The following is a 19,200-nucleotide window of genomic DNA, read 5'->3' as shown; positions in this document are numbered from 1 at the left end:
CAGGCCGGCCGACACGCCCTGGATTGAGAAGGAATCGGCCCATGCGAGACGAGACAGATCGGGAAACAGCCGGCGTGGCCTTCGGGCCGCGATGCGCGCACCTGGTCGGTCTGGGCGGCCGTGGCATGTCCGGAATTGCGCAAGTTCTGTCGCAGAGCGGACTGCTCGTCAGCGGGTCCGACGACGCGGCAGGGCCGGAGCTCGACGGCCTGAGGCGCCTGGGGATCCGGGTCCACGAGGGGCACGCGCCAGGCCATCTGCCAAGGCGCCCTCACTTCCTCGTTTACGACGTCAGCAAGGGTCGAGAGCATCCTGAGCGTCTTGCAGCACTGAAGGCGGGCTCCCCTCAATCGAGCCGGGCCGAGATCCTCAGGCAGTTGGTCGGTGGCAAGCTGGCTGTCGCGGTTTCCGGCGGCAGGGGCTCGGGCCTCGCTGGCGCGATGATGGCCGGCGTCCTGACCCGTGCGGGGATGGACCCGACCGTCGTTCTGGCGACCCGTTCGTCGCAACTCGGGGGCTGGGGCCGGCTGGGACGGGGACCGACGGCGGTGATCGAGACCGCATGCGAACCCGAGGAGATCGAGCAACTCGCCCCCTGGTTGACCCTGCTCATGATCACGGCAACCGGCCCGGCCGTTTCGCCGACAATCCGCAGCTTGATCGAATCCTCGGCCGATGTGTCGCGTGGCGGCGTGCTTGTGGCCGGTGACCTCGAGCTGGGCGAGCTACGGATGCGTGGCACAGGGCCGGTCGAGAAGGTTGGACTCAGGCGTGAGGACGACTGGTGGGGAGCCGACCTGCGCGAGGACAAGGGTCGATTTCGTTTCCGCGCGTTCTACCAGGGGACGTTCGTGGCCGAGATCCGGTTGAGAGTCCCGGGGCTCGGGCCAGTGCTCTGCGCCTTGGCCGCCCTCGCCGCGGGCATGCGGCTTGATGTACCGGTCCCCGCCATCCGGGATGCGCTCGAGGAGTTCGCGGGCGTTTCGCGCGGTTTCGAGTCCCGCGGCAGCTTCCGGGGTGTTACACTGGTGGACGATGAGGCTCAGGACCCGGTTTCGGTGGACGAAACACTCTCCGTCGGCCGGATGATTTACGGGCGACGCAGGCTCTGGGCCGTCTTGGGCCCGGGCCGTGGGTCGACCGACCTGGCCGAGGCCTTCGTGGCGCCGCTGTCCAGGGCCGATCGCGTCCTGGTCGTGGGGCGCGAAGGTCTGTGCGGGACCTGGACCTCGGCCGTCCGCTCACTGGATGAGCAGGGCGTCTCGGCGGTTTCGGTCGCGGATCGCGACGAGGCGGTGGACCGCCTGGATCGGCAGTTGGAGCCCGGGGACGTCCTGATCACCCTGGGCTCGGGTCAGGTGGGAACGATCGCCGATGCATTCCTTGGACGACTTCCGCGAGATCGTCAGGCCGGCTGAGTCGCTGGCCGCTTATACATGGTTGCGCCTGGGTGGCCCCGCGCAATTCCTGGCGAAGCCCAGCAACGCCGAGGAGCTGGCAGGATTGGTCGCCCGGGCGCGCGAAGCCGGGTTACCGGTTCGCGTGCTCGCCGGCGGTTCCAACATCCTCGTCCGCGATGAGGGGGTTCCGGGCCTGGTCGTCCACCTGGAAAGCCCCTCGTTCTCCGACGTGAAGGTGGAAGGGAACCGGGTCGAGGCGGGCGCCGCCGTCCCGCTGACGGCCCTCATCTCTCAGACGGCCCGCGTCGGTCTCGGCGGCCTGGAATTGCTCACGGGCATCCCGGGAACACTGGGTGGAGCGATCAAGGGAAACTCCGGCGGACGGCAGGGGGCCATCGGCCAGTTCATCCGCAGCATCACGCTGCTCGACTCCGCCGGGCAGATCCAGGAGATCGATCGCGACGAGGCCGGGTTCTCGTACCGCAAGTCGGACCTGGACGACGAGATCGTCCTCTCGGCCCGCCTCGAATTCGAGTCGGAAGATCAAGAGACGGTCATCAAGCGAATGCGGCGGATCTGGATCATCAAGAAAGAAAACCAGCCTTACGGCCACCAGTCGTCGGGCTGCATCTTCAAGAATCCGAGCCCAGAGGTCTCCGCCGGCATGCTGATCGATCAGGCCGGCATGCGCGGCGCCCGGGTCGGGCACGCCGAGGTGTCGGATCGCCACGCCAACTACATCCTGGCCGAGCGTGGCGCCACCTCCGCCGATGTCCTCACCCTGATCGACCAGGTCCGCGACCGGGTCCGGCAGCAATTCGGCTACGACCTGGAACTTCAGATCCAGGTCTGGTAGTCGGACGACAAGTCGACGTGAAATCCGGGAACGACGGAATGTCGGAGGGCTAGGTGATGGACCGCCGCGATCCGACGCCATCCGGCGCGACCGAAGGTCGTCCCGGCGACGGCTTTCGCCGGAGGTTCTCGGGCCTTTCTCGCCCTGCGGGGGTCCGTCACATCGCCCGTGCCAGGCTCATCGCCGCGATCCTCCTCGGCCTGGCACTCTTCGTGGCGCTTTTCGCCGGGGGTAGCCGCGGTCTCGCAGGGATCCGCGCGTGGCTACACGGCCAGGACACTTATCAGATTCGCTTCGATGAGATCGAGCTGACCCCGAAGCCACCCCCATGGATCCAGTCAGGAGCCCGGGGCATCCTGGAATCGGTTCAGCGAGACGGCCACTGGAACCGACCGATCTCGCTCCTCGACCCCGCTGAGCCCGAGAACCTGTACCGCTCCTTCGCCCTGGATAGTCCCTGGGTCGAGAGGGTCGTTCGGGTCGAGCCCAGGTTCCCGCGCCAGTTGACGGTCGAGCTCCGCTACCGCGAGCCCGTCGCGTACGTCTCCTGGAAGGATCCCACGGAGAATTACGTCATCGACGGCGATGCCGTCATCCTGCCTCTGGACGACCTGGACCGGACGGCCACGGGCCCGCTCCCCCGGATCGTGACCCAGACCGAGACCAAATCGAGCGGGCCACCCAACGAAGTGCCCCGACCTTACGAGCGCAAGCCGGGCTACCCCTGGAAGTCACCCCCCGACGAAGCGGATCGACCGAACTCAACTGCGGTGGCCAAATCCGGCTCGATGAGCCCTCAGTTAGGGGCGGCCCGGATGGCCGCGCTGCTCAGGACGCACCGAGAGGACGCGGATAAGATCGCCCCGACGATTTTGATGATCTTCCCCGACGAGGGTCGGGGCATTTTCCTCAGCACCGCGGACGGCACCACGATCCTCTGGGGTGAAGCTCCCGGCGACGAGCGGCCAGGGAGCCACGATGCCGCGACGAAATGGCGGTTTCTCCAGGAGTGGGTCTCGCGTCAGGGGACCTTATCCCTCTCCAGGCCCGACTTCCTGATCTTCGGTCGCCACGGATTGCGCCCGAACTCCGAGCCGGATTCGCCCGCACCGGCTCGTTGACGCGCGAACCTCCGCTCGCGCGGAGAAATCGGTGCGACCGCGCGGGAGGATCGGGGTCGTGCCTGTCCCGTTGTCGATGAACGCCTGCGCGCCGAATCGTCCGCGATCTGGCGTCGCGATCCAAGGTGTTCGTAGCCCGATGTTGTGCGCGATCGAAGAGGGAGACCCGGGGTCATGGCGAGTCGACTCGGCCCGAATTGGTACAACCAGGTTCAGCGTCTTGCGGTCACGACCCATTCCGGGAGACTCAGCCGCTACGCCCTGTTCGTCGACAAGATCAATGCGCTAGAGCCTGCGCTGGAAGCGGAGACCGATGCCGGTCTCGCCGCCAAGAGCCTGGCGCTCAGGCATCGGGCTCGGATGGGCGAGTCGCTCAACAGGTTGCTCGTCGAAGCCTTCGCCCTCGTCCGCGAGTCGGCCAAGCGCACCGTGAAGCAGCGTCATTATGACGTCCAGCTTGTCGGAGGCGCGGCCATCCATTTCAAATGCATCGCGGAGATGGAGACCGGCGAGGGGAAGACGCTCGTCGCCACGCTGCCGGCGTATCTCAATGCCCTGCAAGGCAAAGGGACGCACGTCGTCACAGTCAATGACTACCTGGCCAAGCGCGACGCCGACTGGAACCAGCAGGTCTACGCCCTGCTCGGCATGACCGTCGGTTGCATCCAGACGGGGATGAGCGATCCCGAGCGCCGGAATGCCTACAACCAGGACATAACCTACGGGACGTCGAAGGAATTTGGCTTCGACTTCCTCCGCGACGAGCTCAAGCGGCTCCAGCTTGGCGACACCCACCGCAAGTCGTTCGAGCAGGCGTTCTTGAATCGGAGCCAGCACGCCGACTCCGAGAAGCCGGTCCAGCGGACCCATCACTTCTGCATCGTGGACGAGGCCGACAGCATCCTGATCGACGAGGCCAGGACCCCGTTGATCATCGGGGCCAACAACCAGCCGACCCAGGAAGAAGCGGCAGCCTACTATGGCGCCGACCAGCTTGCCGCGACCCTGGTCCGCGGCAAGGACTTCAAGTACGACCCCGCCGAGCGTAAGGCCGAATTGAACATCGCCGGCCGCCGCAAGGTACAGGCCGTCGCCGGCCACTCGTCGTTCGTCACCCTGACGGTGGACGGGCTCTACGAATACGTCGAGCGGGCCCTGCGCGGGCAGATCGCCTACTTGAAGGACCGCGATTACGTGGTCATGGACAACGAGGTTGTCATTGTCGATGAGTTCACCGGCCGCTTGATGCCGGGCAGGCAGTGGCAGGACGGGCTGCACCAGGCGATCCAGGCCAAGGAAAAGCTGGAAGTCACCCTGGAGACGATCACGGCGGCCCGCGTCACCGTTCAGGACTTCTTCCTGCGATACAAGAAGCTCGGCGGCATGACCGGGACCGCGTCGTCCGACGCCCGCGAGCTGTCCAGGACCTACAAGCTGAGGGTCTTCCCCGTCCCCACCAATCGCAAGGGGATGCGGCGGATGATCCCCGACCGCATCTTCTCGACCGAGGACGAGAAGTTCCAGGCCGTTGCCGATCAGATCGTCGAGTGGAACAAGCTCGACGTTCCCGTGCTCGTCGGCACCCGATCGATCGAGAAGTCTGAGAAGCTGAGCGCCTTGCTCAACGCGGCGGGAATCGAGCATCAGGTCCTGAACGCCAAGAACCATGAGATCGAGGCCCAGATCGTCTCGCAGGCCGGGCAACCTGGCCGCGTCACCGTCGCCACCAATATGGCCGGGCGCGGTACGGACATCAAGCTCGGCGATCACGTGAGCGAGCAGGGCGGACTGCACGTCATGGGGACTGAGCGGCACGAGTCGCGCCGGGTCGACCGTCAACTCGCGGGCCGGTGTGCCCGCCAGGGCGATCCGGGCGTCTGCCAGTTCTTCGTCTCGCTGGAAGACGAGATCATTGAAGCTTACGGCGAGAAGCCGGCGATCCGGATCCGCAAACGCTACGCGGGTAAGGGCGAGTTGACCAGCCGGTCCATGCGTAACCTCGTCCTGCGTGCCCAGGCCCGCAAGGAACGGTCGCATTTCCGCGATCGCAAGCTCTTGATGGAATACGAGAAGCAACGCGCCGAGATGCGCAAGAACATGGGCCTGAATCCGGTCCTTGGCTGATCCGACCCGACGAGAATCAGGACCGCATCCCGGCAGCCTTCCGCAGCTCTCGATCGAGCGAATCGAGGCTGCCGAGGTGCGTCTCGAAGAGCTCAACCCGCCCGGTCGTGTCCTGCTGCTGTTTCAGCGCCGTGAGATACGCCCGGAACTTCGCCCGCTTGGGGGCTTCCTGCATGAGAACCCTCGTGAGCAACCAGCTCTGGGAATAGGCCAGCGACCGGGCCTTGCCGGGTTGGAAGACCTCGTCATCAGCGATCACCGTCCGGATCGGTGTCCACCCGCCGGCCTCCTGGACGCCTTGCGAAAGACCGAGGGCTCGGCCGGGGTTTCTTGCGCCAAAGCCCTTTTTCGTCGAAGAATTCCAGGGCTCTGCATAGGTTGCAAACCCCTCGCTGATCGCGATCGGGACGTCGGCGTTCAGGTCGAGCAAGCCCGTGTTGTAGCAGAGCTGGTGCATCGCCTCGTGGATCAAGGTCAGGCGATTTACCATCTCGGCCGAGCCGACCTGGGGCGCATCGTTGGCTTTGAAGTTGAACATGACGAGGCGGTTGGTCTCGAGGTCGAAATGGCCTCCACCCCCGGTGGATTTCTCGCCCGTGAAGGCCTCGAAGGACTTCACGCTGGCGAGTGTCACGATGACCATCGGGGTGTCGGGTGCTTTGACCTCGAAGCCTTTGGCCTTGAAGTGCTCGAGATACGACCTCGCCATCAGCTCGCAAATCTTCAGAGCTTCACGGCGGAACGCCGGCGGAGCGTCCCCCGCGGCCACAAACAACTTGCCCGTCCCCCGCTCGATCTCGGATCGGTCCAATCCAACCTTGCGGCAAAGCTCAATGACAGCCTGGGCACCGTCCCCTTTGGCCGGTTCCGGGTCGTCAAACGCTCGCGCAAGTAGCCGTGAAGCCCCAAACTCCGAGGCGGCGGCCGCGACGATGCCCCTCAGGAACCAGCGTCGTCTCATCGCCCCGACCTCCGGTACGTCGCCCCGAAATCCGAGCCTGGCTAAGCCTTGCGGCGAAGCGGCCGTTGCGTTTGACCGACCGCCGCGCCCTTGGCTAAGATAGCCGATCTTTCGGCCGCAGACCACGTCCCCGCTCCGCCATGATCGGCCCACACCGCAGCCGTAATCGCCCCCGCGATCATAACCGACCCCCCTCTCTTCAGCCGCGACTCTCGCGTCTCCGAGGCCTTGCATGAGCGACGCCGCTAACCAACGCCCCCCCTATTACCTGGGGATTGACCTGGGCGGGACCAACATAAAGAGCGGCGTCGTTGACGACGGGGGGCACCCGATCTCGTCGGTCAGCCTACCGACGGAGGCCGACAAAGGGCCGCTCGTTGGGCTGGCGAATCTCGCCGAAGCCGGCCGACGCGCGGTCGCGGCCAGCGGGCTTGGATGGGACGCCATCGCCGGTGTCGGGCTCGGTTCGCCAGGCACGATGGATATCCGCGCCGGCAAGCTGCTCGATCCGCCGAATCTCCCGGGTTGGACCAACCTGCCGATCCGCGACCTGCTGGCGATCGAGCTGGGCAAGCAGACGGTGCTCCAGAATGACGCAAACGCCGCTGCCTACGGGGAATACTGGGCGGGAGCCGGCCGCAAGACCCAGAGCCTCGTCCTGTTCACCCTGGGCACCGGAATCGGCTGCGGAATCGTGGAGAGCGGCAACATCATTGAGGGGCAGCACAGCCACGGAGGCGAGTGCGGCCACATCGTGATCCAGATGGAAGGAGGCCGCCTATGCCCCTGCGGCAAGCGCGGGCACCTGGAAGCCTACGCGTCGGCCACCGCATTGGTGAAGCGGGCCATTGAGGCGATCGAGGTCGAGCCTGGTTCGAGCCTGGCCGAGATCCATGCCGAGGAAGAATTGACCAGCCGCCTTATCAACGATGCCGCCGAGGCCGGAGACGCGCTGGCAATCCGCCTGATGCGTGAGACGGCCCGCTACCTGGCCTTCGGCGCCGTCAATCTGATGCATACGATCGACCCCGACATCGTCCTCTTCTCGGGCGGGATGATCGCCGCTGGCCACAAGTTCCTCAGCCAGATCCAGGCCGACGTGCGGGAGCTTGCCTTCCCGACTCCGGCCCAGAAGACGCTCATCGCATACGCTGAGCTGGGCGGCGACGCCGGTTTTATTGGCGCGGCGGGCTGGGCTCGGGCCACATTTGGCCTTCACTCAGCCGTCTGATGACCGAGAATTCGACACGGGAATCAGTCCCCGGGCGATTCCGCTTACCCGGGGCGTGGTTCCCGCCTATAATCCAGGGGACCAAGATGCGTCCCCAAGGCCCCCACCGGCGCGCCCCGACCTTCTGAGGTGGGGTTTCCCGCGACCAGGCCCGCCGATCCGCCCCGCGATCGACCGAACCCCGTCCCCGGGAACCTTCGATGGTCTTCGACCCCAAATTCATCCGCAACTTCTCGATCATCGCCCACATCGACCACGGCAAGAGCACACTTGCCGACCAGATCCTGCTCCAGTCCGGCGCGATCACCAACCGCGAGTTCCGCGAGCAGCTCCTCGACGACATGGACCTGGAACGCGAGCGCGGCATCACCATCAAGGCCCGCGCCGTCGCGATCAACTATACCCACGAAGGCCAGGTCTACGAACTCAACCTGATCGACACGCCGGGCCACGTCGACTTCAATTACGAAGTCTCGCGCAGCCTGGCCGCATGCGAGGGGGCCATCCTCCTCGTCGACTCGACGCAAGGCGTGCAGGCCCAGACGGTCGCCAATGCCTATCTGGCGATTGCCGGCGACCTGACGATCGTGCCGGTCTTGAACAAGATCGACATGCAGGCCTCGCGGCCCGACGAGATCAAGGAAGAGATCATGGCCACGCTGGGCATCGACCCGGACGAGGTCCTGGCCGTCAGCGCCAAGACCGGCCAGGGGGTGCCCGACGTCTTCAAGGCGATCATCGAGCGCGTCCCGCCGCCCGGCGGCTCGCCCGATGAGCCGCTGCGGGCGCTCATCTTCGACTCCAAGTTCGACGACTATCAGGGCGTTGTCACGTACGTCCGGGTCATCGACGGCTGCCTCAAGGTTGGCCAGAAGATTCGCCTGATGGCCGGTGGCACCGAGTACGAAGTCACCGGGCTGGGCCGATTCCGCCCCCACGAGACCGCCTGCGACGAGTTGGGGGTCGGACAGGTCGGCTACGTCGCGGCGAATATCAAGAACCTGGCCGACGTACGCATCGGCGACACGATCACCGACGCGAACCGGAGCGCCACGGTCGCCCTGGATGGCTACAAAGAGCCCGTCCAGGTCGTCTATTGCGGCCTCTTCCCGGCGACGAACAACGAGTTCGAAGACCTGCGCACGGCGCTCCAGAAGCTCGCCCTGAACGATTCGAGCTTCACCTACGAGCCCGAGTCGTCCGATGCCCTCGGGTTCGGCTTCCGCTGCGGGTTTCTGGGCATGCTCCACATGGAGATCGTCCAGCAACGCCTGGAGCGCGAGAGTAAGCTGATGCTCGTCCAGACCGCGCCCACGGTCACCTACGAGATCGTCACCCGCCAGGGGGAGACGATGCACGTCTCCAACCCGACGAGGATCCCCGAGGCCGGCGATATCGAGGAATTCCGCGAGCCGTGCGCTAAGGTCAACTTCATCATCCCCAAGGACTGCATCGGCGCGATCATGCAGCTCTGCGAGGACCGGCGCGGGATCTATCTGAAGACCGAGTACATTACGCCGACCCGGGCGATCCTCACTTACGAGCTGCCCCTGGCCGAGATGATCTACGACCTCTACGATAAGCTAAAGAGCGCCACGCGCGGCTACGGCACGATGGATTACGAGCTGATCGGCTATAAGGACAGCGACCTCTGCCGCCTCGACATCCTGGTGGCCGGCTCGCGGGTCGACGCCCTCTCGATCGTGGTCCACAAGGCGCACGCCGACCGTCGAGGCCGCAAGCTGGTCAAGAAGCTGCGGGGTGAGATCGACCGACACCAGTTCGAGGTCGCCATCCAGGCCGCGATCGGCAGCCGCGTGATCGCCCGCGAATCGATCTCCGCCCTGCGCAAGAACGTGACCGCGAAGTGCTACGGCGGCGACATCAGCCGCAAACGTAAGCTGTTGGAGAAGCAGAAGGAAGGCAAGAAGCGGATGAAGCAGGTGGGCAACGTCGAGATCTCGCAGGAAGCCTTCCTGTCGGTCCTCGACAACGGAGACGAGTGACCGCTCGCCTTGGCCGACCTTGCAACGCGGGGCACCGATCCTGATGCAACTCCAGCCGACGACCGACTCGCCCCGACTCGCAGACGTGGTCGCCCAGGGGTCGACCCGGGCCCTCGTCGAGTTCATCGTCGTCCTGGTCCTCAGCATCCTGACCTTCCGCACCTTCGCCGCCGAGGCCTACATCGTCCCCACCGGATCGATGGCGCCCACGCTGCTGGGGATGCACCGGGTCGTGCCCTGCGCCAACTGCAAGATGCCATTCGCCGTCGGCATGGATGAGGAAGGCCGATCCGGTCGCGCCGTCTGCCCTAACTGCGGTCACGATAGTCTCGACCAGGGCGTCTCGCTGGAATGCAGCGGCGACCGCCTGCTCGTCCAGAAATACCTTTATGACCTGCGAGATCCCCGCCGCTGGGAAGTCGCCGTTTTCCAAAGCCCCGAGGAGCAGAATCAGGCCTACGTTAAGCGTGTGGTGGGCCTGCCCGGGGAGTCGGTCCAGATCCTGGGCGGCGACCTCTATATCGATGGAAAGATCGCCCGCAAGTCACTCGCTCAGCAGCACGCGATGCGAATCCCGGTCCACGACTCGACCTATTTTCCAGCCGACGCCAACCGCTTCCCGCGCTGGGTCTTCCACAAGGCACGCCCGAACGGGCCCAGGAACGCCGCGAGTGGCTGGACGGTCGACCAGAATCGATTCGTCCACCGCGACCTCGGAGACTCGGGGGAGGGGACGATCGACTGGCTCGACTATCGCCACTGGCAGCCGGACAGGATCCGCTACGGACCGATCAACGACTTCTCCCCCTATAACGGCGGCGACCTCCGCGGCGAGAACTCGGTGGGTGACCTCTCGATGGAGGTCGACGTCGCCCTCAAGCCCGAGGCCCGTTCATTGTCGATCCGGATTGGCCGCGACGGCGATCGGTTCTACATCAGCCTTCCCGTCGATGGTCGCAGGCCGGCCGAGGTCCGACGCAACGGCCTGATCGTGCCGCTCCTGAATCTACGAGGCAGCCTGACTTCGTCGCCAGACAGCTCAGTCGTCTCGCGCGTGGAAGCGTCGCTGATGGACCGGCGGTTGATCGTCGCCGTGGACGGAACTCCGCTCTTCGACCCGATCGACTTCGAAATGACCGAGGACCCTATTGGCGGTTCGCTCTTCGCCAGTCCCGTCGGGCTGGGATTGGAAGGGAGTGGGGCCGAGGTTTCCGCGATCCGGTTGTACCGCGACGTTTTCTACACCGCGGCTCTGGCAGGTGCAACACGTAAGGCCTTCGGTGTCGACCGGCCTTATCAGCTCAAGGAGGGCGAATTCTTCGTCCTGGGCGACAACAGCGCGGTCTCCAATGACTCCCGGTTCTGGAAGCTAAGCCCCGTGGTCCGGGCCGAGATGTTCCTCGGCAAGCCGTTCCTCGTCCACCTACCCGGGCAGGTCATGCCCCTGAAGGTGTTCGGACGGTCGGTCTATTGGGTTCCAGACCCGAGGGAGATCCGCTACATTCGGTAGGTCGGTTCGGCCGCCACTCGATCTCTTCTGAGCAGGACTTGCCCGATGAGCCGGACCGTCACTCGGCCTGAACCGAAGACCAACGTCAGCCCGAAGCCCGTTGCCGCCACCTCGAAAGAGTCGTGGCGCGACACTGTCGAGCAGATCGTCGTGGCCTTCATCCTGGCCATCCTGATCCGCGCGTTCGACGCCGAGGCCTTCGTCATCCCGACCGGCTCGATGGCCCCCACCCTAATGGGCCATCACAAGGAGGTGGCTTGCCCGCAATGCGGGTTCGTCTACACCGTGAATGCCGCCGAGGAACCGGAGGGGGTTCGAAGAAAGCCCCCATTACGTGTCGACTCGAGTGTCTGCGTCAACTGCCGATGGACCGCGACCGGCCTGGCCGAGCAGCCGAGCTTCAAGGGCGACCGGATCCTGGTCAGCAAGTTCCCCTTCGAACTGCCTTTCCTCCCCGGCGCCCGCCCCCCCGAGCGGTGGGACGTGGTTGTCTTCCGATATCCCGAAGAGCCCGAGACAAATTACATCAAGCGTCTCGTCGGCCTGCCCGGTGAGCTGCTCCGAATCCATTACGGCGACATCCTCACCCGGGCGGCCGAGGCCGAACCGTTCACAATCAGGCGTAAGCCCACCGCCCATCAGCGGGCGATGCAGATGAACGTCAACGACGACCGTCACCGGCCAACCGCACTCGCGCAGCGCCCGGAATGGACGAGGTGGAAGGGGGAGAAAGGCTTCTCAGAGACCTCCCCGGGGACCTTCCAGGCTGAGGAAAAGGCCGACTCCGAGTTGAGGTATCGCCACCTCATCCCCGATCCTGACCAATGGTCCGAGCTTGCCGCGGGCCAGACCCCGGCCAAGTCGCCCAAGGCGAGCCTGATCACCGATTTCTACTCCTACAACACCGGGATCCTCGCCGGGTCGCCGAGAAACTGGGACTCGTCCTGGCGCCAGCCTCACTGGGTCGGCGACCTGACCACTTCGTTTGATCTGAAGTTCGACGACCCCAAAGGCATCGTCGAAGTCGAACTGATCGAAGGCGGTGTCAGTAATCGTTGCACGATCGATCTCTCAGACGGAATCGTCAGCCTCTCTCACGGCAACGCAACCCTCGGCGAGCCCATCGATCTCGACTTGAAAGCCGGTCAGACGAGCCGGATCGAGTTCGCCAACGTCGACAACCGCCTGACGCTCTGGGTCAACGGATCTTTGCCCTTCGGCGAAGGGCGGACTTATGACGACGAGGGGAAGGAGCGTCCGGCGCCGACTGCGGAGGACCTCAGCCCGGTGAGAATCCGGGTTCGCGGCGGGATGAGAGCCGCGGTGAGCGGGCTTGCCGTAAGTCGGGATATCTACTATACCCAGGTTCCCGGGGAGGTCGATTACAACGGCCTCTGGGAAGGCCGAGAGCCGAGGAACGCCTCGGACCTGATCGACATCCTGTCGGACCAGACCCACTTCGCCTGGCTCGGCACGCTGGAGCCGCGCGATTACAAGATCGGCCCCGATCGGTTCATGATGATGGGGGACAACAGCCCGCGGAGCAAGGACGGCCGGCAGTGGGGGACACGCGACCAGCTTGAGGAGGACCAGACCAATGGCTGGGATCCCTCGATCCGCGAGTCGTGGGAGGTCCCGCGGTCGCTCCTAATCGGCAAGGCGTTCTTCATCTACTGGCCCCACGGCAAGCCGTTTGGCCCCGAGATCCGAGTGGGCTCCGACTGGCGTGTACCGTTCCGGCCCTATTTCGAGCGGATGACACTCATCCGCTGACCCGACCGCGAACGGGCGTTTCGACGCGATCGCGACGAGGCAGATCAAGGAGGATCGGCCGATGGCCCTGCTCGACGTTCGAGGCCTGGAAAAGTCGTACGGATGGCGCCGGAGCCGCCGCAAGGTGGTCGACGGAGTGAACTTCGAGGTCCATCCCGGCGAGGTTGTCGGCCTGCTTGGCCCTAACGGCGCCGGCAAGACCACCAGCTTCCGGATGACCATCGGTCTGGTCGACGCCGACGCCGGCTCGGTCATTTTCGACGGTCAAGACGTCACTCGCCAAGCGATGTACCTGCGGGCTCGCGCCGGAATGGGCTATCTGGCTCAGGAATCCAGCGTCTTCAAGCAGCTGACCGTCGAGAATAACTTGATGGCGATCCTGGAAACCCTGCCAGGGGTCAATCGCCGCGAGCGCAAGATCCGCCAGGATGAGCTGCTCGAACTCTTCGGCCTGACCAAGATTCGCTACACCAAGGCCAATCGAGTCTCGGGCGGCGAGCGGCGCCGGCTGGAAATCGCCCGCTCCCTGATCACGCATCCCAAGCTGATCATGCTGGACGAGCCGTTCGCGGGCATCGACCCGAAGACGGTCGGAGAGATCCAGGTCGAGATCAGGGCGCTGGCCGAGCGGCAGAATCTGGGGATCTTGCTGACTGACCACAACGTCCGCGAAACGCTGGATGTGACCGACCGCAATTATTTGATCGCCGCGGGGAAGGTCATCGCCGAGGGAGATCGAGACTCGATCCTGAACAACCCCGAGGTAAGGCGGGTTTACATCGGCGAGCGGTTCGACGCGGGCCATCTACTCGACCGAAGGCACCGCCACGGGGTCGAAGGTCCCGCCGGGGACGGCCGAGCGATCGATGGATCCGGCTCCTCCGAGTCGCCTGCCGGAGTCGGGGGCGACGTCCTGATCGATCATCTCGACGACGAGCCGTCTCAGTCCTTGCCCAATCGCTGACGGAGCCGATCGAACTTGGCCCGGATCTCGCCGCCGCCGAGCTCCGGGTGGAGGATCGCCGTGCCATCAATAAGCTGGCGAGCCTCCTCAGCCTGGCCCGCCCGGTAATAGGCCAAAGCCTGGCCATATCGGGCGTCGAACCATGCTGGAGATCCCGTCTCCTGCTTGCGCCCTCGAAGACGCTGGACCTCGACGACGAGCCCTTGGGCATCGAGTCGGTCGTAAGAATCGGCCAGATCCTTGAGCTGGTCATCGCTCAGTGACGACGACGTCGCGACGGTGGCCAGTGCCCTTCGAGCGACCTGAATGTTCCCGCTCAATAGCAAGGCGCGGGCATTGCGGAGATTGGCCTCGACTTTCAGGTCGGCCGAAAGCGTCTCCAGATCGCGGACCACCTTGTCGGTCATCAGGCTCATGAGCATCCCGAAGCGACGGCGGACGACCTCGCTATCGGAAGCCACGGCATTCTGATCGAGGAGACGGGCGATACGGAGGAGGTCTGCGGCGGAGGAGCGGGTGACCAGGTCACGCGTCTCCTGCTCGGCCTCGATCATCCGGTTGAGCTTGGCCAGCGCGACGATCCGCAGCCGGCGGACCGAGTCTCGTAACTCCGGCGTTACCGAGGCCTTGAGGAGCCGATCGCAGATGTCCCGGGCGACTTCGGAGCTTCCGACGTCCGGGATCAGTTCGAGGCGTACACGGTCGAGCTCGATCGACGTCCTCTCAGCATCCGTCTTCGCGACGGACAGATTGTCGGCAATCCGGACCCGGGCGGCCTCGGCATCGGCGCGGACCTGGGTACGATCGCCGGTCTGACTGGCCGATTCCAGGGCCTGCTGGTCAATCTCGGCCATGGATCGGCGAGCATCGAGCCAGCGAGGGTGCGATTTCGGGACCGCCCCGAGGAGTTTGACGGCATCTTTGGTCCGGCCATCGACTCGGCAGACGCGGGCCAGCAGCCAGGCTGCTTCTCCCGCCGTCGGGTCGTCGGGATAGGCCTTGAGATGGTCTTCCAGGGCCTTCTGGTAGGAGGCAGCCGTGGAGCCAGCCTGACCGGCAGCAAGCCCTCGACCTCGGGCCATCGCCCGGATCATGCTCGCTTTGGGTCGAGATGGACCAGCATCGGGGTCGTCTATGACCCGGGTCAAGGGTCCTTCAACGGCTGAATAGAGTGCGGCCTGGAACAGGATCGCTCCCGCCCTCATTCGCAACGACGTCGCCTCGGGCTTGCGGCCCAGGACGACGGCACGTTCAGCCCCTTGCTCGGCGATCTCGGCGGCCCCTTTGGGATCGCCCGCTGCCAGCCGACATGCGGCCAGCAGGCCGAACTCTCGCGGTTCTGAAGTCGGTGCCAGCGTTCGGATCGAGCGACCGACTGCCAAACGAGCCCGGATGATCTCGGGTTCGTTTCGTTTTTCAACCTTCAGTAGCCGACCGAGGATCTCGGTATCGAGGGTCGGCCGAGTCGAATCGTCCTCGTTCAGCGTCGCCCGCTGAGCGAGACGGACGCGAACGGCCAACGCGACCCGGGCGAGCTCGTCTCCCTTGGCGGCATCAATCAGCTGGATTGCCTCGGGAAAGCTGCGGCGGGCCACGACGACCGCCACGCGAGCTTCCAGGAGGGCGAAGGCTGGGGGTGGGGGGGCGTTACGTGCGGCAGCCTCGATCGCCTGGTCGGCCCGGTCGAGGTTGGCCTTCCGATCGGCCTCATCTGTCAGAGCCCCCGTCCCCGGGTCTCGCTGGGCACCCATCCTGGTTAGCAGTTCCGACTTGAGGAGCAGGGCATATCCTCGAAGTCCGGGCTCGGTGATCGGGAGTTCGAGGAGCGACAACCCGAGCTTTTCCGAGCGATTGCGGGCCTCGATGTCTTCGGGAGTCAGGTCAACTCGGTCGATCAACGCCTGAGCCAGGCGGAAGCGGATGTTCTGGTCGAGGACCTCGGCCGCAACGTAATGCGACCCTTCGATCCGCTTCAGCCGACCGATCGCTTCATCGAGGAACTCGATGGCCTGCCCCCGGAGAGGCTTGGCATCCGACGCAGTTTCTGCCTGCTCGATGAGACTTCGGGCATTGGCCCAGAGGTAGACGGCCGCCTGGAACTCGAACTCTCGACGACGCGGCTGATCGGGGTGCGTCTTGCCGAAGTCGTCGAGCAACGCGACAGCCTGGCCCCAACGGGCGCGAGATGCTTCGGCCGTCGGAGCCGCATGGGCCGCCCGGTCGAGCGTGGCAGCCGCCTCGAGCGCGATCCGCTCGCGCTGGGCGACCGGGACGACCGAGTCTTCGAATTGCTGGCGCAGGTTCGAGACGTGCCGGTCCACCTCGTCAGCGGGCGACGGACTGCCAATGAGAGGGACCAAGGCCAGGGCAGCGAGGAGCGCGTGCACTCGAAGAAGCGGCATCGCTCGACGACCTCCTCAAGCAAGACAAAGGAAGGGACCGGCCTGTCGCCTCCATTCTAGCGCGCCGGTCGAATCCTGCCCTCCTTTGCGGCGGATTACTGCCGCTTGAGCAGTTCCCAGATCAACTTACGGTACTCAGGCTCGGTGCTCGGGCTGACGAACGAGACCGACGGCTCATATCCCCCCTCGCCATACGACTTCCTGAGGGGGATATACCATGGTCCACCATCGCCATAAGCGGCAACAGCCAGGGGGGTTGCACCGAATGCTGCCTGGGCCGCGAGCTGATATTCCACGAACGTCTCGGCCGGCAGATGGAGTAGATTTGCCGAACCGAGATCGAGCCTGGATAGGAGGATCGGGCGTTTGGTTGCGGCCCTCATGAGCCATCCGCACGTCATGGCCGAACGGTTCCGATCGACGACCGATTTAGACGAATTGGCGACGATTGCCTTCAGGGCATCGAGGTCGAGGTCTTCGCGAGACGTGAAATCAACCGGAGACGTAGTCCAGCTCATCTTCTCGAGTGGGTGAGACTGAGAGCCCGCGTCGGCGGCGACCATGGCGGCGTGGACTCGATCGGTGAGGATCGCGCGCATCGGCTTCGAACCGTCGTTGTACTTGCCCGCCGTGACGTTGCCGGCGGAGCCGGTGAAGTAAAGGTGCTGGGTCTCGGGCTCGTCGGCGTCTCGGCGCGCGCGGGCGAGGCCGACGAAGTCGGACGTGACCCGCCCGTCGCCGTAGTAGCTCATCGGGTGGGTTGTGTAGTAGTAGAGCCGGGCGAGGGTCCGGTCACCACTTCCGAAGCTGATCGATCGTAAGATCGGGTCGATCACTCCCTCGGGCTCGGCTCGTGCGGCGGGGTCCGTCGTCGAGCTCGTGCGGGTGAACCTGATCTTGCCGTCCTGGCCGATGACCCGCCTGTTGCAGGCCACCTGCTTGACCTCGGCATGGCCGACTCGAACCCGGTCGATCGGCTTGGAGCCGACGATCGAATCCCGGACCGACGCGGCTGAACGCTCCATCAGGGCCTCGACGAACCCATCATCGGAGATGAGCTGAGTCGCCCCTGCCTTCTTCAGCAAGGCATTTCCGTCGCGGTCGACGAACGGGGCGTTGTGCTGGTGGACGCAATGCAGAGCGACGCGATCGGGGCTGGTGTGTGCAGCCTTGGCCAGAGTCTCCACCCAGAGGCGGTGCGACTCGTTCATCAGGCCGGTCCAGTCGAGGGACGCCAGGACGATGGGATCCCCCGCCCCTTGCAAGACGATCCCACGCAGCCAGAGCGGGTCGTCAACGCCGACGACCGGCTTGATCCAGCCGCCGCAGAGCGGGTGCCCGATCGGCGGGGTCGCGTCGACCTGAAACCGGGCGAGGTGAATGTCTGGCATCGGTCCGGCTCTCCACCTCGAGAAACGTGCCGCCTTCGCCCCGACCGCCAGAAGTGGACGGTCGGGGCAAAGACGTGCCCAGGTCGATCAAGCGTCCAAAAGTTCGGCAGCAACCTTCTCCTTGGAGATCGACGTCTCGCGGAAGCCGACGGCGAAGATGACCATGCAGACCAGCGTGAGCAGGAATGGGCCCATCCAGATGCCCCTCCAGTTCTCGACGCCGGCGACGGTGTTGGCGTCGCGGATCCAGCCGGTGATCACGCTACCGACGATGGTTCCCATGCCATAGATCACGAAGACGAGCAGATTCTGCGCTGTGGCCTTGATGTCTTTGCTCGCGGCCTTGTCCACGTACATCTGGGCGACGACGAAGAAGAAACCGAAGGCGAAACCGTGGAGGGCAATGGTCACGATCATGAGCCACTGCGGCCGGCCGTACGCGGAAAGGCCAAAACGCAATGCCCACGCCCCGGCACCCAGGAGCATCGTATTCTTGACGCCCAACTTGGCCACGGCCATCGGCACGAAGGCCATGACGACCAACTCGGCGATCTGGCCGATGGTCATGAACGCGGCGATGTTCTTGGGGTCGATGCCGACCGACTCCAGGAAGTAGCTCTCGCAGGCGAAGTAGAACGCCAGCATGATGCCGACGAGCCCCGTGACGATGACGAGCACCGCGAACGAGGGGAAGCGCATCAGTTCCAGGCTCTCGAGCACCGCCGACTTCTTGTCGATCGGATCGGTGTCCTTGGCGGGCACGGGCGGGGTGTGCGGGAGCAGCAAGCAATAGAACCCGTACAGGATCGAAATCAGGCCGGCGACGCGCAGGCAGTCCCTGAAATTCGGCTCGCCGACGATCGAGATCGCGTGCAGTTGCTTCAGAGACGGGACGACGGCCGTCCTCCACCAGCCCAGGAAGCTCTCGAAGGGGCCGGTCATGCCGAGCAGGTCGGCGAACATCTTATAGAAGCCGAGGTTGTTGTAATCCAGATAGGCGGCGAACATCAGGCCGGCGATGATCCAGCCGATCGTCCCCCACAGCCTGATGCCCGGGAAGAATTGCTGATTCCCCTCGCCCAGGCTGCGAAACGTGATCGAGTTGGACAGGCCCATTGTGGGCATGTAGAGGTTGCAGTAGAGGAAGAGGAGGCCGAAAAGCGGCCAGAACGTGGTGACGTACGCCGATGCGATCAGTAAAAATCCGCCGATGAAATGGCAGAAGAACATGATCTTCTCGGTGGAGAAGTAGCGGTCCGCAAGCTGACCGACGACGAACGGGCCGATGATGGCGCCGAAGCCGTAGACGGTGAAGATCCAGCCGATCGCGACCGGCGCCAGCTTGATTCCATTATCGCCGAGGTGCTGCGCGACGTTGGGCAGCCAGATCCCCCAGATGAAGTACTGGAGGAACATCATGATCGACAGGCGGACGCGAAGGCCCAGGGTCATGGCCAATCT

Annotated in this window: 13 protein-coding genes; 9 read left to right on the top strand and 4 right to left on the bottom strand. The window is 64.8% G+C overall.

Annotated features, from left to right (window positions below):
• Positions 1 to 41: 41 nt before the first annotated feature.
• The 4 genes from EP7_RS19380 to EP7_RS19365 all read left to right on the top strand — a co-directional run bounded on the left by EP7_RS19380 (position 42) and on the right by EP7_RS19365 (position 5,501).
• Positions 42 to 1,418, top strand: coding sequence for a Mur ligase domain-containing protein (locus EP7_RS19380; RefSeq protein WP_463523711.1), 1,377 nt, complete (start codon positions 42 to 44; stop codon positions 1,416 to 1,418).
• Positions 1,375 to 2,256, top strand: a complete 882-nt coding sequence (murB, locus tag EP7_RS19375; RefSeq protein WP_463523709.1) for a UDP-N-acetylmuramate dehydrogenase — start codon at positions 1,375 to 1,377, stop codon at positions 2,254 to 2,256. The genes EP7_RS19380 and murB overlap by 44 nt, the downstream gene beginning before the upstream one ends.
• 56 nt (positions 2,257 to 2,312) lie before the next feature.
• Positions 2,313 to 3,377 (top strand): hypothetical protein, encoded by a 1,065-nt coding sequence (locus EP7_RS19370; protein ID WP_463523707.1) that lies wholly within the window; start codon positions 2,313 to 2,315, stop codon positions 3,375 to 3,377.
• 174 nt (positions 3,378 to 3,551) lie between these two features.
• Positions 3,552 to 5,501: a preprotein translocase subunit SecA gene (locus EP7_RS19365; RefSeq protein WP_463523705.1), complete on the top strand. Its 1,950-nt coding sequence runs from the start codon at positions 3,552 to 3,554 to the stop codon at positions 5,499 to 5,501.
• A gap of 16 nt (positions 5,502 to 5,517) precedes the next feature.
• On the opposite strand, the gene EP7_RS19360 is transcribed toward EP7_RS19365, so the two are convergent.
• Positions 5,518 to 6,462: a DUF1570 domain-containing protein gene (locus EP7_RS19360; RefSeq protein WP_463523703.1), complete on the bottom strand. Its 945-nt coding sequence runs from the start codon at positions 6,460 to 6,462 to the stop codon at positions 5,518 to 5,520.
• A gap of 232 nt (positions 6,463 to 6,694) precedes the next feature.
• On the opposite strand from EP7_RS19360, the gene EP7_RS19355 reads away from it, so the two are divergent.
• The 5 genes from EP7_RS19355 (at position 6,695) to lptB (ending at position 13,946) form a co-directional block, all read left to right on the top strand.
• Entirely contained in the window at positions 6,695 to 7,693 is a 999-nt protein-coding gene (locus EP7_RS19355) for an ROK family protein (protein WP_463523701.1), read from the top strand.
• 200 nt (positions 7,694 to 7,893) lie between these two features.
• Positions 7,894 to 9,699, top strand: a complete 1,806-nt coding sequence (gene lepA, locus EP7_RS19350; RefSeq protein WP_463523699.1) for a translation elongation factor 4 — start codon at positions 7,894 to 7,896, stop codon at positions 9,697 to 9,699.
• Positions 9,700 to 9,742: 43 nt separating this feature from the next.
• The gene (gene lepB, locus EP7_RS19345; RefSeq protein WP_463523697.1) at positions 9,743 to 11,209 is read left to right on the top strand and encodes a signal peptidase I; all 1,467 of its coding nucleotides are present in this window, start codon (positions 9,743 to 9,745) and stop codon (positions 11,207 to 11,209) included.
• A 45-nt stretch (positions 11,210 to 11,254) separates the two neighbouring features.
• Positions 11,255 to 12,982: a S26 family signal peptidase gene (locus tag EP7_RS19340; RefSeq protein WP_463523695.1), complete on the top strand. Its 1,728-nt coding sequence runs from the start codon at positions 11,255 to 11,257 to the stop codon at positions 12,980 to 12,982.
• A 61-nt stretch (positions 12,983 to 13,043) separates the two neighbouring features.
• The gene (lptB, locus tag EP7_RS19335; protein ID WP_463523693.1) at positions 13,044 to 13,946 is read left to right on the top strand and encodes an LPS export ABC transporter ATP-binding protein; all 903 of its coding nucleotides are present in this window, start codon (positions 13,044 to 13,046) and stop codon (positions 13,944 to 13,946) included.
• Here the strand turns inward: lptB and EP7_RS19330 are convergent.
• From EP7_RS19330 to EP7_RS19320, 3 genes are all read right to left on the bottom strand, one after another.
• Positions 13,925 to 16,348: a hypothetical protein gene (locus EP7_RS19330; RefSeq protein WP_463523691.1), complete on the bottom strand. Its 2,424-nt coding sequence runs from the start codon at positions 16,346 to 16,348 to the stop codon at positions 13,925 to 13,927. The two genes, lptB and EP7_RS19330, sit on opposite strands and share 22 nt — an antisense overlap.
• A 95-nt stretch (positions 16,349 to 16,443) precedes the next feature.
• Positions 16,444 to 17,739, bottom strand: coding sequence for a hypothetical protein (locus tag EP7_RS19325; RefSeq protein WP_463523689.1), 1,296 nt, complete (start codon positions 17,737 to 17,739; stop codon positions 16,444 to 16,446).
• An 87-nt stretch (positions 17,740 to 17,826) separates the two neighbouring features.
• A complete protein-coding gene (locus EP7_RS19320; protein WP_463523687.1) occupies positions 17,827 to 19,191 on the bottom strand; it encodes an MFS transporter in 1,365 nt (454 codons plus the stop codon).
• Positions 19,192 to 19,200 lie beyond the last annotated feature (9 nt).

It is taken from the genome of Isosphaeraceae bacterium EP7 (assembly GCA_038400315.1).
Taxonomy (GTDB): domain Bacteria; phylum Planctomycetota; class Planctomycetia; order Isosphaerales; family Isosphaeraceae; genus EP7.
Note: the sequence above shows the minus strand (reverse complement) of the source record. Positions and strands in the feature narration are given on the sequence as shown.